Annotated in this window: 13 protein-coding genes; 2 read left to right on the top strand and 11 right to left on the bottom strand. The window is 67.6% G+C overall.

Annotation, left to right across the window (positions count from 1 at the left end):
* The 3 genes from IB268_RS05790 to IB268_RS05800 all read right to left on the bottom strand — a co-directional run bounded on the left by IB268_RS05790 (position 1) and on the right by IB268_RS05800 (position 2,952).
* Positions 1-1,218, bottom strand: a complete 1,218-nt coding sequence (locus IB268_RS05790) for a hypothetical protein (RefSeq protein WP_192353957.1) — start codon at positions 1,216-1,218, stop codon at positions 1-3.
* Between the two features lie 52 nt (positions 1,219-1,270).
* Entirely contained in the window at positions 1,271-2,230 is a 960-nt protein-coding gene (locus tag IB268_RS05795) for an LLM class oxidoreductase (RefSeq protein ID WP_208949719.1), read from the bottom strand.
* Positions 2,231-2,328: 98 nt separating this feature from the next.
* Positions 2,329-2,952 carry a glutathione S-transferase family protein gene (locus IB268_RS05800; protein WP_054451831.1) on the bottom strand — a complete coding sequence of 208 codons (624 nt, stop codon included), beginning with the start codon at positions 2,950-2,952 and terminating at the stop codon, positions 2,329-2,331.
* A gap of 119 nt (positions 2,953-3,071) precedes the next feature.
* On the opposite strand from IB268_RS05800, the gene IB268_RS05805 reads away from it, so the two are divergent.
* Positions 3,072-3,947, top strand: coding sequence for a LysR substrate-binding domain-containing protein (locus tag IB268_RS05805; protein ID WP_192353958.1), 876 nt, complete (start codon positions 3,072-3,074; stop codon positions 3,945-3,947).
* Positions 3,948-3,978: 31 nt separating this feature from the next.
* Here the strand turns inward: IB268_RS05805 and IB268_RS05810 are convergent, their stop codons facing one another.
* The 7 genes from IB268_RS05810 to IB268_RS05840 are packed head-to-tail and all read right to left on the bottom strand — an operon-like array spanning position 3,979 to position 12,408.
* A complete protein-coding gene (locus IB268_RS05810) occupies positions 3,979-5,364 on the bottom strand; it encodes an amidase (RefSeq protein ID WP_192352723.1) in 1,386 nt (461 codons plus the stop codon).
* Positions 5,361-6,368 carry an ABC transporter ATP-binding protein gene (locus IB268_RS05815; protein ID WP_054451827.1) on the bottom strand — a complete coding sequence of 336 codons (1,008 nt, stop codon included), beginning with the start codon at positions 6,366-6,368 and terminating at the stop codon, positions 5,361-5,363. The genes IB268_RS05810 and IB268_RS05815 overlap by 4 nt, the downstream gene beginning before the upstream one ends.
* Positions 6,365-7,435 carry an ABC transporter ATP-binding protein gene (locus tag IB268_RS05820; RefSeq protein ID WP_054451825.1) on the bottom strand — a complete coding sequence of 357 codons (1,071 nt, stop codon included), beginning with the start codon at positions 7,433-7,435 and terminating at the stop codon, positions 6,365-6,367. The genes IB268_RS05815 and IB268_RS05820 overlap by 4 nt, the downstream gene beginning before the upstream one ends.
* Positions 7,436-7,444: 9 nt before the next feature.
* On the bottom strand, positions 7,445-8,338 hold the full coding sequence (locus IB268_RS05825) for an ABC transporter permease (protein WP_054451823.1): 894 nt from the start codon (positions 8,336-8,338) through the stop codon (positions 7,445-7,447).
* Between the two features lie 19 nt (positions 8,339-8,357).
* A complete protein-coding gene (locus tag IB268_RS05830) occupies positions 8,358-9,293 on the bottom strand; it encodes an ABC transporter permease (protein ID WP_054451821.1) in 936 nt (311 codons plus the stop codon).
* 34 nt (positions 9,294-9,327) lie between these two features.
* Positions 9,328-10,911, bottom strand: a complete 1,584-nt coding sequence (locus IB268_RS05835; protein ID WP_119451899.1) for an ABC transporter substrate-binding protein — start codon at positions 10,909-10,911, stop codon at positions 9,328-9,330.
* A 57-nt stretch (positions 10,912-10,968) separates the two neighbouring features.
* On the bottom strand, positions 10,969-12,408 hold the full coding sequence (locus tag IB268_RS05840; RefSeq protein ID WP_192353959.1) for a M81 family metallopeptidase: 1,440 nt from the start codon (positions 12,406-12,408) through the stop codon (positions 10,969-10,971).
* A 447-nt stretch (positions 12,409-12,855) separates the two neighbouring features.
* Here IB268_RS05840 and IB268_RS05845 point away from each other — a divergent pair, with 447 nt between their 5' ends.
* A complete protein-coding gene (locus IB268_RS05845) occupies positions 12,856-14,298 on the top strand; it encodes a M81 family metallopeptidase (protein WP_175160268.1) in 1,443 nt (480 codons plus the stop codon).
* Between the two features lie 39 nt (positions 14,299-14,337).
* Here the strand turns inward: IB268_RS05845 and IB268_RS05850 are convergent, their stop codons facing one another.
* Positions 14,338-15,015, bottom strand: a complete 678-nt coding sequence (locus IB268_RS05850) for a TetR/AcrR family transcriptional regulator (RefSeq protein WP_119451901.1) — start codon at positions 15,013-15,015, stop codon at positions 14,338-14,340.
* Positions 15,016-15,075 lie beyond the last annotated feature (60 nt).

Below are 15,075 nucleotides of genomic sequence, written 5' to 3' on the forward strand. Positions count from 1 at the left end.
CTACACGTCTTCGATGCGCTGCGAGGGCGCAAGGGGCGTACCGAGGTCCAGCATGGCGTAGATCCGCTGCGTGAAACGCTGCCGCCGCGTGGGCCGGCCCATGCGCCAGCGCGTGTCCAGCCATAGCAGGGGCAGGGCGAAGCCCAGCCACACGATGAAGAAGAGCGCCAGCAGGAAGACGGCCAGTTCGGGAAAGTCCCGGAACGAACCGTCGTCCGGTCCGGCGAAAAACTGCAGGCCGACCACGAACAGCCAGGCCGTCAGCATCAACGCGCCTATCAGCTTGAGCAGGCGCGCGCGCTGGCTCATGCCCACGCGGATAGGCGTGTCCCTGCCTTGCTCGCCGCCGTAGTAGCGGTGGCACATATAGCAGCGGCCATCTTCCAGATTGCGCAGCGCATAGACGGCGCGCCGGCCATCCTGGTGGACGGAGGCCGTGCGCACTGCCAATTCGACGCGGTCGCCCTCGGCCAGGAAGGGCAGCGCGTCGCCGAACGCTTCCTGGGCGATCATCGCGTAGTCCACGCCGTTGACCGTGTAGCGGTAGATGCCATAGTTCGGCCCTTTGTGAACCTGGCGCATCTCATGCGTGAGGCCGGTAAGGCGGCCCCGCACGTACCCGATGGGCGGTTCGCCCTCGTCCTGCGTCGATAGCGGCTCCAGGCGTGGCGGCTCGGGCGGCGGGGCAGGTATGCCGGCAACCGGCTTTTGCTTGGGATCGAAAAGCGCTTCGGTTGCCAGGATCAGCGGGCGGTGGCGGCGGTTGTGCCAGAGGCCGTGCATGGCCGAGCCCGCCACCACCAGCGCCACCAGGGCGACGACCAGCGAGAAGACCATCAGGAACACGCGTGTGAGGCTGGCGATGCCGAGCAGCCAAGCCAGCCACACGAACGCCGCGCAGACCGCGCCGCCGATGACGACCTCGCGCCAGCCGCGCCGTTTCAGGGTTTGGTAGTAGCGCGGCGGGATGGGATCGCCACGCGCCGGAACCGCCCAGGAGAAGACGGCCGGCCCCTCTTCGCCGTCCATCACACCCAGGCGCGCCGGCATGCCCTGCTGATGCAGGCGCTGCAATTGATTGATCTGCGGCGCTTCCAGCCCGGCGGCGATCACGCTTTCTGTTCCTACGCGCAGGAACGCATCGTGCCGCACGAGCGGCACCGCGAGGCGGATCTGGTCGATGGTTCCTTCGAGTATGCGGGCGGAGGGCTGCGCCATGACGGGGTTGGAGGATGCAAACCGTCAAGGATAGCGTAGCCGCCTGCGTGAGCTACCAAGCGTCCGGCAAAGTCCCAGGCCCTTCATGCGTGGGGAAATGTGGCAGCACTTCCTCCGCCAGTTCCTGCAGCACGTCCGCCGCGGGCCGTTGCGAGAACTGGATGCCCAGCGCGGCGTGATTGACGCCGGCCTCCTGCCATTCTTCCAGCAACGCGATCAAGCCTTTCCTGCCCGTGCGCAGCACGAAACCGTTATGCAAGGGCGTGCGGGGATGGTCGGGGTCTTCGGCCAGGTCCAGCCATTCATTGGTCATGTGCGGCCGGAAGCCGCCGTCGGGAATCTGGGCGCGCCAGGCGCGGATCTTGGCCCCCAGGCGCTTGGGTCCTGTCGACGTATCGGTGGCGTCGGGATAGGTCAGCCAGCCATCGGCGTGTTCGGCGATCCACGGCAGCGACTGCCCCGACGAACCCGTGACGATGAGCGGAATGACGCCCGCGGCGGGCTTGGGCAGGAATTCCGCGTTGCTGAAGCGCCCCAGCGGCGAATCGATCTCCAGGCGTCCTGGGCGCATCAACTGACGGAAGTACGAAACCGCCTCGGCGAAACGCGCAGCGCGTTCGTCGTGATTCAGCCCATAGGCAGGAAACTCGACCGGACGGTCTCCCGACGCAATCCCCAGCACCAGCCGGCCGCCCGACAATTGGTCGATGGTTGTCGCCGCCTTGGCCAGATCGATGGGGGGGCGCAGGGAAAAGATCGCGCTGCCCGTGGCCAGTGCAATCTTCTTCGTTTGCGCCGCCAGAAAGGCCAGGTAGGTGAACGGATCGAAGACCTGGCCGGCATCGCCGAACGAAGGGGAGTACAAGGGTACGTCGCGTACCCAGACGGCGGCAAACTCCTGCCGGTCGATCTGCCGCACAAGTTCGGCCTGCCCCGCAAGGACCGCCATGCTGCCTTCATAGAAGCGCAGCGGCAGGAAGATGCCCAGCGTCAGGCGGTCGGGCGCGAACATCCGCCGATAGCCGGGGTGCGCGGAAAAAGCGAAGTACGACGCTCCCGTCGTGCCATGGAGAGAGAGGGTGGTGTCCATTCCGACTGTCCTTGTTTCCTTCAAGCGCCCGTTGCCGGCGCGGGCAGGGTGATGCCTTTGGCGACCGCGGGCCGCGCTGCCACGCGTTCGTGCCATGCGCTCAGGTGCCGGTGATGGCTGAAATCGAAATCGATGATCCGTGCGATGTGGCTCCAGCCGAAATGCGCGATATCGGCGATGGAGTAGGCGTCGCCGGCAAGGTAGGGCTGATCGGCCAGCCTGCGGTCCAGCACCGCGAGCGCATCCTCGGTCAGGCGCTGGTAGCGTTCGAGCGCGGCGGGGTTGCGCGCCTTGTCGAACACCTCGAAGTTCACGCGTTGCCCGATGATGGGACCGACGCTGCTGGAATGGAATTGCAGCCACTTGATCGCTTCCCAGCGGCCTTGGATGTCCGTGGGCAGCAGCCTCCCGGTCTTTTCCGCGAGATACAGCAGTATGGCCGCCGATTCGAACAGCGCCACGCCGGTTTCATCATCGGTCAGTACCGGAATGCGGCCGTGCGGATTCAGGGCCAGAAAATCCGGCTGGCGGTGCTCGCCCTGCGCGATGCGCACATGGTGCAGGCGGTAGGGCAGTTCCAGTTCTTCCAGCGCGATGGTGGCCTTGTAGCCATTGGGAGAACTATCGGTGTATAGATTCAGCATGGGCTTGCTCATTTAAGATTGGCTAAATATTCAGGATCCGCGGCGGCATTGAAATTTTCTTTGTTGAGCGGGATCCGGTACAGCGATCATTTCTCACTTTTAAATTTAGGAAATCTAAAATGACGGCAACGCTTCCCCTGCAGGCGCTGCGCACTTTTGTCGAGGTAAGCCAGCGCGGCAGCATCACCGCGGCGGCGCAGGCCTTGCATGTCACGCCGGGCGCCGTCAGCCAGCAGATCCGGCTGCTGGAGGACCGGCTCGGCATCGCCCTGCTGGTGCGCGAACGCCACGGCATGCGCATGACGGAGGCGGGCGCCGAGGCGTATCCGATGCTTAGCGCGGCGTTCGCGCAGATCGACAAGGCAGTGGACATGCTGGCCGCGAAGCAGGCGCGGCAAAGCCTGACCGTCAGCACCGTGGCGACGTTCGCGGCGTCTTGGCTGGTTCCACGCCTGGGGCGGTTCAAGGAACGGCATCCGCACATCGAAATCCGGGTAGAGGCGACGCCTGCCCTGGTCGATCTGCGGCGCGACCACGTCGATGTCGCCCTGCGCCACGGGCTGGGCGACTATCCGGGACTGGATGTGGTGCCGCTGATGGCGCCGGTGCTCGTGCCGGTGGCCGCGCCAGGCTTCGCAGCGGCGCTGGCCGAACCGGCGGACTGCCTGGATTACCCGCTGCTGCACGATGCGGACCGCGCCGATTGGCCGCTGTGGCTAAGCGCGCATGGCGTGGCCCAGGATGCCCGGGCGCAGCGCGGCAATGCGTTCGATGACGATTTCCTGCTGATCCGGGCGGCGGAAGCGGGCCAGGGACTTGCGCTGGTGCCCGCCGCGCACGCGCAGGAAGAGATCGCGGCCGGACGCCTGGTCCAGGCGCTGGACAAGCCCTGGCCCGCGAGGTTCGCCTACTACGCCGTCAGCAGGCCCGGCGCGATCCAGCGTCCGGAAGTCCGCGCCTTCATCGACTGGATCGTCGAGGAGGCCAGGACGTGACCGCTACGGCTGCTTACGCGGCAAGGAGTTTTCAAGCCTGGAAGCGCCGCGCAGCCTGAAACAGCTGGCGCTCGCTGCCCGCGCGACCCAGCAGTTCCAGGCCGACGGGTATTCCGCTGGGCGTGAAGCCGATGGGCACGCTCAAGGCCGGCAGCCCCGTCACCGCCGCGAGCAGCCCATTGCCGCCGCGCTGGGCCTGGCCTAGCAGTGCCGGCGCGCCACGCACGCTGGGATAGGCCAGCAGGTCCAGCTGGCCTTGGTCCATGGCAGTCAACAATTCGTCGCGCAGCGCCTGGGCGCGGGCCAGCACCGCGAGGCGCGCGCTGCCGTCGGGATCGCGCAGCGCATCGCGCTCGCGCAGCAGCGGCGCGACTTCCGGGTGGGGATAACCGCCGTCCAGGATGTCGGTCAGGCTGCGCACAGGCAGACCCGCATCGCGCAGGCACAGGGCCAGCGCGTCGCGGAATTCATGGCCGGTGACGTTGGCGGCGGTCAGGCGCGCGTCTTCCAGCGCCAGCGCGACTGGCTGGATCTGTGCGCCCTCGGCTTGCCAGCCGGCGAGCGCCGCGCGGACGTGGCGCGACACCTCCAGTTCCGCGCCGGCTGGGCCGAAGAATGCTTCCAGCGTGCCGATGCGCCAGGCCCGGTCCGCGCCGCGCGCGTCTTCGCCTTGTCCCGCCATCACCGACCACAGGGCTGAGATATCAGCAAGGCTGCGGGCCATCGGGCCGACCGTGTCGAGCGTCGGCGACAGCGGCACCACGCCGGCGTTGCTGTAGCGTCCGGCCGTGGGCCGCAGGCCCCAGACCTGGTTGAAGGCCGCGGGGATGCGGATCGAGCCGCTGGTGTCGGTGCCTATCGCGGCCGCCGCGAAGCTGGACGCCACCGCGACGGCGCTACCGCCGCTGGATCCGCCGGGAACGCGGGCGGCGTCGTAGGCGTTGCGCGTGCGGCCGGATAGTGAAGAAACGTTGGTGATGCCGCAGGCCAGTTCGTGCATCGTGGTCTTGCCCAGCACCACGGCGCCGGCTTCGCGCAGCCGGCGCACGACGTCGGCGTCGCGCTGCGGGCGGCGGCCGGCCAGCGCGAGCGAGCCAGCGGTGGCGGGCATGCCCACGGTATCGATGTTGTCCTTGAGCAGAAGGGGAATGCCGTGCAGCGGCCCCAGCGCCGCCCCGCGCTGTCTTTCCCTGTCCCGATCGGCGGCCTCGGCCAGCGCCTGGCTGTTCAGCGCGATGACCGCGTTGAGCGCTGGCCCGGCCTGGTCGTGCGCGGCGATGCGCGCCAGGTAGGCGCGCACCAGGTCCATGGCGCTGAGCGCGCCCGCTGCCATGGCCGACCGCAGCTCGGCGATGCCGCGGCCAAAGACCGGGTCGCTGCCCGGCAGAGGACCCGCCAGCAGGCGCGGCGCGCTCATCGGAAGTGGCACGCCACCCAGTGCTGCCCGGCGTCTGAGCCGTCTGGCCGCTGGGTCAGGACCGGCTGCTTCTCTTTGCACACTGGCTGCGCCAGCGGGCAGCGCGTGTGGAAGCGGCAGCCGCTGGGCGGATTCGCCGGGCTGGGCGGATCGCCCTGCAGCAGCTTGCGCTGCGCGGGCTTGTGCGGATCGGGAACCGGGACGGCCGACAGCAGGATTTCCGTGTACGGGTGTAGCGGGCGCGAGAACAGCGTGTCGCGGTCGGCGACCTCGACGATGCGGCCCAGGTACATCACCGCCACGCGATGGCTGATGTGGCGCACCACCGCCAGGTCATGCGCGACGAACAGGTAGGCGATGCCCATCTCTTCCTGCAGGTCCATCAGCAGGTTGATCACCTGCGCCTGCACCGACACGTCCAGCGCGGAGACCGGTTCGTCGCACACGATCAGCTTGGGCCGCAGGGCCAGCGCCCGCGCGATGCCCAGGCGCTGCCGCTGGCCGCCGGAGAACTCGTGCGGGAACTTCTTCATCGCCTCCGGACGCAGGCCGACCTTGGAGAACAGCCAGGCGATCTCATCGGCGCGTGACCGGCCGCCCGAGGTCGGGAAGTTCTGCAGCGGTTCGCCGACGATGTCGCCTGCCGTCAGCCGTGGATTCAGCGACGCGTACGGATCCTGGAAGATGATCTGCATGTCGCGCCGGCGGCTGCGCATCTGCTCGGCCGACAGCGCCAGGATTTCCTCGCCTTCCAGCCGCACGGATCCCGAGGTCGGCTGGATCAGGCGCAGCACGGACTTGCCGGTGGTGGTCTTGCCGCAGCCGGATTCGCCCACCAGCGCCAGGGTCTCGCCGCGGGCGACAGAGAACGACACGCCGTCCACGGCCTGGATGACCTTGCGGCGCGGCTTGAACCAGCCGCCCGCGCCGGGATAGTGCATCTTCAGGTCGCGCACTTCCAGCAAGGGCGTGGCCGGGGCGGCGGGCTGGTTGCGGGCGCTCATGCTTGGACTCCAGTCAGGGCGGCGCCGGGGGGCGTCGAAGCGGCCGCCTGCGGGGCCGGTTGCGCGGCGACGCGCGCCGCTTCGTGGCAGGCGACCACGTGGTCGCTGCCATGTTCCAGCAATTGCGGCGCTTCGGCCCGGCAGCGGTCGGTGGCGTAGGCGCAGCGCGGCGCGAAGCTGCAGCCTTTGCCCAGCTCGCTGGGCGCGGGCACCATGCCGGGGATCTCGGCCAGGCGTTGCGTCGACGCGTTCATCGACGGCATCGACGCCATCAGCGCCCGCGTGTACGGATGCAGGGGGCGGTCGAACAGTTCGGTGACGGGAGCTTCTTCCACCTTGCGGCCTGCGTACATCACGGCCACGCGGTCGCAGCATTCGGCCACCACGCCCAGGTCGTGGGTGATCAGCACGATGCCCATGCCCAAGCTCTGCTGCAGGCTGCGCAGCAGGTCCACGATCTGCGCCTGGATGGTCACGTCCAGCGCCGTGGTCGGTTCGTCGGCGATCAGCACTTCGGGATTACAGGCCAGGGCCAGCGCAATCATCACGCGCTGCCGCATGCCGCCGGAAAGCTGGTAGGGGTACTCGTGCACGCGCCGTTCGGGTTCCGCGATCTGCACCAGGCGCAGCATTTCCTCGGCGCGGCGGTAGGCCTCGCGGCGGCCGAGCTTTTGATGCAGCATCACCGTTTCCGCGATCTGCCGGCCCACTGTCAGCACGGGGTTCAGCGAGGTCATCGGTTCCTGGAAGATCATCGAGATCCGGTTGCCGCGGATCTGGCGCATCTGCTTTTCGGTCAGGCCCAGCAGGTCGGTGCCGCGGTAGCGGATCTGGCCGCCGGCATAGCGCCCGGGCGGCGTCGGGATCAGCCGCAGGATGGACAGCGCGGTGACGCTCTTGCCGCAGCCGGACTCGCCGACCACGCCCAGCGTGCGGCCTGCCCGCACCTGGTAGGACACGCCGTCCACCGAGCGCACGGTGCCGGACACGGTATCGAAGTAGGTGCGCAGGTTGTCGACTTCGAGCAGCACATCGCCAGGGGCGACGGCGGCGGGAGAGATTGCCATGGCGTGCTCCTAGCGTTGGTTGGTCAGGCGGGGGTCGAGCGCGTCGCGCAGGCCGTCGCCCATCAGGTTGATCGCCAGCACGGTGACGGCCAGCAGGATGCCCGGATACAGGATGGTGTAGAACGCCACCGCCACGTAGTTGCGGGCGTCGGCCATCATGTTGCCCCAGCTGGGCACCTGGGCCGGCACGCCTACGCCCAGGAACGACAGCACCGCTTCGGTCAGCACCGCGGTGGCGGCAATGAACGTGGCCTGCACCACCAGCGGCGTGACCATGTTGGGCAGCACGTGGCGCCGCAGGATCACCGGCAGGCGCGTGCCCACGGCGTGGGCGGCTTCGACGTAAAGCTGTTCGCGCAGCGTCAGCGCCAGCGAACGCACCAGGCGCACCACGCGCGGTACCTGCGGAATGGCGATCGCGATGATCACCGTGGTCAGGCTGGCGCGGATCACCGCCATCAGGGCGATGGCCAGCAGGATGTCGGGAATGGCCATCATGCCGTCCATGATGCGCATGATGATCGCGTCGGCCCAGCGCACGAAGCCCGCCATCAGGCCCAGCACCACGCCGACCGCGGTCGCGATCAGCGCCACCACGATGGCCACCACGAGCGACACGCGGCCGCCCCACACCACGCGGCTGAACACGTCGCGGCCCAGCGCGTCGGTGCCGAAGTAATGTTCGGCCGACGGCGGCTTCATGCGTTGCAGCGGATTGATGCTGATAGGGTTGTGCGTGGCGATCCAGGGCGCGGCGATGGCCAGGCCCGCCACGATCAACAGCAGCGCCAGGCCCAGGATCAGGGTGGGGTGCTTGCGTATCCAGCGCCAGCGGCGGCCGCTGGCGCTGAGCGCCTCGTGCAGCACCACGGGCGGGCTGGTGGAAATCGAGCTTTCTGACATGATTCTTTCCTGCGGCGGCTCAGTAACGGATGCGAGGATCGAACAGCCGGTAGCTGAGGTCGATCAGCAGATTGATCAGCACGTAGGTGCCGGCCGATAGCAGCAGCACGCTCTGGATCACCGGATAGTCATGGTGCTGGACCGCGTCGATGACCAGCCGGCCGATGCCGGGAATGGCGAACACAGTCTCGGTCACGACCACGCCGCCGATCAGCAGCGCGATGCCCACGCCCACCGTGGTGGCAATCGGGATGGCGGCATTGCGCAGCGCGTGCTCCAGCACGGGCAGCACCGCCAGGCCCTTGGCGCGCGCCGTGCGGATGTAGTCCTCGTGCAGCACTTCCACCACGGTTGCGCGGGTCATGCGGGTGATCAGCGCGATGTATACCAGCGCCAGGTTGATACAGGGCAGGGTCAGGTTGCGCAGCCACGGGCCCACGCCCTCGGACAGGCTGACATAGCCCTGCACCGGCAGCCATTGCAGCTTGATGGCGAAGCCGTAGATCAGCAGGTAGCCGACCAGGAACACCGGCACCGAGAACGCCAGCACGGCGAACAGCATCACCAGGCGGTCGATCCAGGTGCCGGCGCGGTAGGCGGCCAGCACGCCCAGCGGCACGGCCACGATGATGGAGACCAGCATCGTGAGCGCGGCAATGGACAACGTAGGTTCCACCCGCTGCGCCAGCAGCTGCGTCACGGGCACGTGGGTGAAGATGGACGTGCCCAGGTCGCCTTGCAGCAGCTTGCCCGCCCACAGCCCGAACTGCCGCCACAGCGGCTCGTCCAGGCCCAGCGCCACGCGCAGCTTGGCGATGTCGTCGGCGGAGGCGAAATCCCCGGCGATGAGCGCCGCCGGGTCTCCCGGCGACAGGTGGATCAGCAGGAAGACGATCACCGCCACCACTGCCATGACAGGCACGATGGCAAGCACTCGCCGGATGATGTAACCCATGGTTGTCTCGCGTATCGATTAGGCTGGCTGCGGATTACTTGTCCAGCACCCACAGGTTCGGCAGGCTCCAGATCTTTTCCGCGTTCTTCAGGCTGTTGTGCGACGCGAATGCCCGCGAATACTGGCCCACCGAGATCGCGGGGAAGGCTTCATAGGCGCGCTCCTGGAACAGGTCGAGCACGCGCTTGCGTTCGTCCGAACTGGTGGCCGCAATCCACTGGGCGCGCAGTTCGTCCAGCTTCTTGTCGCAGGGCCAGCCCGGCAGGCTGTTGCCGCACACCGCGCCCAGGTAGGTGTTGCTGATGGGCGAGTCGACGTTGAACTCCGAAGCGGCCGACAGGAAGATGTTCCAGCCGCCCTTGTCGATGGGTTCCTTGCGGGCGCGGCGCGCGGTCAGCGTGGCCCAGTCCATGGACTGGATGTCGAGGTTGACGCCGATGTCCTGCAGCGCCTGGATGGCGACCAGCGTGGCGGAGTTCAGGTAGGCCAGGTCGGTGGGCAGCAGGATCGCGACCTTCTCGCCCTTGTATCCGGCTTCGGCCAGCAGCTTCTTGGCCAGGGCGGGATCGGGCTTGGCGTAGGGCGCCGCGCCGGCGGTGGTGTCGTTGGGGCCGCCGCAGATGAAGACCGTGGCGCAGTACTTCATGCGCAGGTCGTCCGGGTAGCCCATGGCGGCGGTGAACTTGTCCTGGTCCACCAGGTGGGCCACGGCCTGGCGCGCCTTCTCGTTGTTGAACGGCGGCATGGACTGGTTCAGGATGATGTAGCCCTGGGCGCGCTCCATCACGCCGATCTTGACGTTCTTGTTGCCGCGCAAGGCGTCGATGTAGTCCGCCGGCGCCTGTTCGATCATGTCGACTTCGCCGTTGGTCAGCGCGGCCGTGGCGCTGTTGGAATCGGGCAGCACGCGCCATTCCACGCGCGGGATGTGCGGGGTCTTGTTGCCGGCCAGGCCGTCGGCCTGGGCCTTGGGGCCGACGTAGTTCGGATTCTGCTCGAACACGATCTTGCTGCCAGGCACCCATTCGGCGCGCTTGAAGAGGTAAGGGCCGGAACCTACGACCTCGGTCAGCGGGCGGTCGGCCGGCTGCGAGGCCAGGCGCTGGGGCAGGATGAACGCGGGATAGCTGGACACCTTCGCGAGGCCTTCGAGCACCAGGTCAAACGGCTGGTCCAGCGTCAGCTTGAAGGTGTTGGCGTCCACGGCTTCCCACTTGCCGCCGGCGCGCGTGATGGCCTGGCCGATGTTGTCGCGCGCGGACCAGCGCTGCAGCGACGCGATCACGTCGGCGGTGGTCAGCGCCTGGCCGTCGCTGAACTTCAGGCCAGGCAGCAGCGTGAAGGTCCAGGTCTTCTTGTCGTCGCTGGCCGAATACTTTTCCACCATCTGCGGCTGCGGCTTGCTGTGCGAGTCCATCGCGAACAGCGTGTCGTACACCATGTAGCCGAAGTTGCGCGTGATGTAGGCGGTGGTGAAGGTCGGATCCAGCACCTTTAGGTCGGCGTGCGGCACGATGCGCAGGGTCTTGGCCTGCTGCGCGTGCGCCGGCGCGGCGCCAAGGGTGAAGGCCAGGCCGAGGGTGGCCGTCGAGAACAGGCAAAGCAGGCGTTTTTTCATCGCGCTAGGCTCCCATCTTGTTGGTGGAGGCGCCGGCGTCCGCGCGCCGGCAGGTTCTTAGAGCGGCCACTTGGGCAGCCGGATATTGCGGTACGTGAGCGTTTTCCAGTCGGGCGTGGCGACGCCCTTGCCGCCGACATAGATGATGTGGCGCGCGACTTTCGAGAACGAGGCATGGAAGTGCTGCGCGGACTTGACCACCACGATCTTCTTGGAAGAAAGATCGCAGCCCAGCTGCGTGAACAGGTCCATGTTGATGGCCTGGTTGCGCAGTGAGGTCAGCACGATCTCGATGCCCTGGGTCTCGACCAGCGCGCAGTCCCCCATCGCTGCCGGCGCGCCGGACAGGCCCGTCATGATCATGTCGGCCTGGATGGCCTTGACCGTGCAGCGCAGGTCCAGAGGGTCGCCGGACAAGGGACCGACCTTGCCGCCAATGCGCAGGTCCAGCACCGCGCCGGGACCGGCGTCGAACGCAATGCGCGCCGAAACCGGATCCCACATGGGACCCAGCGCCGCGTTCGTCACGCCGCGTTCCAGCATGCGGCTCAGGACAAACGTGGCGTCGCCGGGCGCGCCGCTGCCGGGATTGTCGGGCCGGTCGGCCAGCACCACCGGACCGTCGCCGAAGGCCAGCGCTTCGTCCAGCGCCTGGTCCACGCTGCGGTAGGGCACCATGAGCTGCTCGCGCATGCCGATGAGTTCATCGGCCAGGCGGCGCGCCAGCGCTTGCGCGGCGCTAGCGTCGCCATCGGCGTAGACCAGCACCTTGGTGCCCATTTCCGGCACGTCGCCGGTGGCGAAGCCTTGCGCCGCCGAGATCGACAGGATGCCGTCGCGGCCTTCCAGCGCCTTGATGCGGCTGACGAAGCCCTGCGCCGGTTCGCGGGTGGTGTGCATGGGCACGATCATGTCGCAGTCGATCAACGCCGCGACGGGTCGCGTGCGCCCGGCCTGCGCGTCCAGGCACAAGGCCAGCAGGTCTTCCGCGCGTTCACGGATGTCGGTGTGGGGATATTCCTTGAACAGGACCAGCACCGTGGCCTGTTCCACCATCAACGGACTCAGGTGCGCATGGGGATCCAGTTCGGCGCCCACCACCACATCGGGGCCGACGATCTCGCGCACGTGGCGCAGGATGTCGCCCTCGCAGTCGTCGTAGCCGTCGGCCACCATGGCGCCGTGCAGGCCCAGCAAGACCATGTCCACCGGCATCGCCGCGCGCAGGTCGGCCAGGATCTGGTCGCGCAGCGTCTCGTAGGCGGCGCGGGTGGTCGTGCCGCCCGGCTGCGCGGACGTGACCAGGCCTTCGGCCAGCGTCCAGCCGGCCTCGCGGCCGCGCTGCCGTGCCACGTACAGCGGCGCGCCTGCAAAGGTCACCGAGTCCGGATGCGTGCCCGCCGGATAGTAGTCGCGGTCCTGGAAGGAGGCGAGGCTGGTGGGCATGGGCGCGAAGGTGTTGGTTTCCGTGCCCAGGCCGGCGCTGAAGATCTTCATGGCCGGGCCTCCGGACAGGCTGCTGCATGCGCCGCGGCGCGCGCGGCGGTCCAGGTCGACGACATAATTTTCCCCTTGTATGGATCGGATGTCCGTCATTGCCGCCACATGAGAGAGGCACTGCGTTCCGTATCGCGGATGATCGGCGGCACACCAGCGAGGCACAAATAGCTAACGTGTTCCCATGGATAACCCAAGGTTATGGTGTGCGCTTTTTCGGGGAAAATCGCGGCGAAAAGCGCGCAGATCGGCTGCTTTTAAGGGAAAACGATAGGCCGGCCGAAAGCCTTTCCGCGCGCATATGAAAGGTTATGGACAGTTCATGATTTGGAATTTGTGGGCGGCTCTGGCGGCGCTCAGAATCTGGAGCTGTTCCTGGCCGGCGGGCAAGCCGCAAGGCCGTCGCCTTTCAACCGCTAGCGGCGCGCCGCGCCCTGGAGTCGCCCCATGCGCATATTCACCGGCGCCCTCGCCACCGAAACCAATACGTTCTCGCCTTTGCCTACCGGCCTCGCAGCGTTCAAGTCGCGCGAGTATCTTCCCGGCGGCACGCATCCCGACCATATGACGTTCTACGCCGGACCGCTATGGGTTGCGCGCCAAGGCGCAAGCGCAGGAGGCTGGACGCTGGTCGAAGGGCTGGTGGCTTCGGCCCAGCCGGGCGGCACCACCACGCGCGCGGCCTACGAAACCTTGCGAGACGAGTTGCTGGCCGACCTGCGCGCGGCGCTGCCGGTGGACATGGTCTTGCTGGGCCTGCATGGCGCCATGGTGGCCGACGGCTACGACGACTGCGAGGGCGACATCCTGCGCCGCGTGCGCGAGATCGTCGGCCCCGACGTGGTGGTGGGCGCGGAGCTGGATCCGCACGCGCATCTCACGCCGCTGATGGTGGAGCAGGCCACGGTGCTGGTCTTGTTCAAGGAATATCCCCACACCGATGTACTGGAGCGCGCCGAGGACCTGCTGGCCTTGTGCCTGGACGCGCAGGCCGGGCGCACGCGACCCGTCGCGGCGTTGGTCGACTGCGAAATGATCGTGCCCATGCACACCACGCGCGAACCGGCGCAGGGCTTCGTCAGCCGCATCAAGGCGCTGGAAGGCCGCGACGGTATCCTGTCGATCTCGGCGGCGCAGGGCTTCGCCACCGGCGACGTGCCGGAAATGGGCACCAAGGTGCTGGTCTACGCCAATGGCGACGCTAGCGCCGCGCAAGCGCTGGCGCGCCGCCTGGCCGATGAACTCATCGGCATGCGCGAGCAGCTCATGGTGTCCTACCGCAGCGTGGACCAGGCGCTGGATGAAGCGCTGGCCCATGGCGACGGGCCGATCGTATTGGCCGACCGTTCGGACAATCCCGGCAGCGGCGCAGCCGGAGACTCCACTTATCTGTTGGCCAGGATGCGCGAGCGCGGCATACGCAATGCCGCCATCGGTCCCTTGTGGGATCCGGTTGCGGCGCGCATTGCGTTCGACGCCGGCCCCGGCGCGGAGCTGGACCTGCGTATCGGCGGCAAGGTCGGTCCGTTGTCCGGCAGCCCCGTGGACGCGCGCTGCCGGGTCGTGGCGACGCATGCGGACATGTACATGACGGGTAACTCCAACACCCGCATCGCCTTGGGCGACTGCGCGCTGGTCGACGTGGACGGCATCCTGGTCGTCCTGGTCTCGCTGCGTACACAGGCCTATCACACGGACCTCTTTACCCAGCTGGGCTGCGACCTGACGGCGCAGCGCCTGATCGTGGTGAAGTCCGCGCACCACTTCCACGCCAGGTACGCGCCCTTGGCCAAGGCGGTGTTGTACGTGGCCGCGCCCGGTTCCGCCAGCCCGGACTGGAGCAGCTTGCCGTACCGCAAGGCCAGGCTGCCGAAATGGCCGATTGCGTAGCGGGATTGCCATTCCGGCAATGGGCCGCGCGGGCGGCCCTCAGCCCTTGGACGGCTTTCTTTCCTGTCCGGGGACGCGCTTCTTGGGCGCGGCGGCGTCGGACCGCGGGGGGCCGTTATCCAGCATGGCGAGCAGGCCGATGATCAGCGCCTGCATGCCTTGGTCCAGTTCCACTTCCATCTCGGATTCTTCCGCCGCGCGTTCCGCCTCCACGACCGGCTCCAGGCCGGCGACCGAATACACCGTGTCGGCCACCGCCATACCGTGGAAGGCCACCGTCGCCAGCAGGATGCGGGACTGTTCCCTGGAAATTCCGTAGGCCTTGGCGATGTGCCGCTGTTGTTCGTCGATCTTGGCGAGCATGGAAGGCGTCGCAGCCAGCCTGCGGATCACGTAGGGCGTGACGCCTGGGTGCGCCTTGACGAACTCGCGCACGGACGCGGCGAAAGTGGTCAGGTATTCCTTCAGTTCGCCGCGGTCGTTGCTACAGGCTTGCGGTATCTGCCAGCGCTTGAAGATCTCCTCGGCGACCAGGCGCTTGAGTTCCTCCAGGCTGGGCACGTGCTTGTACAGCGCCATATGGCTGACGCCCAGTGCCGCCGCGAGCCCGACGAAGGTGATGTTCGGCAGGCCCATCGCTATGCCGGCATCGGCAATCCGCTCCCGGGTGATGGTGGGAGGGCGTCCCCGCGCTGGGCGGCGCTCTGGCGGTGTCATGGCTGTTCCTGGTTCCTTGGCGTCATTCAGCCTTCACTTTAACCCGGCCCGATTTATTTA

The sequence above is a fragment of the Achromobacter sp. ACM01 genome, assembly GCF_014851745.1.
GTDB classification, from domain to species: Bacteria; Pseudomonadota; Gammaproteobacteria; order Burkholderiales; family Burkholderiaceae_B; genus Achromobacter; species Achromobacter aegrifaciens.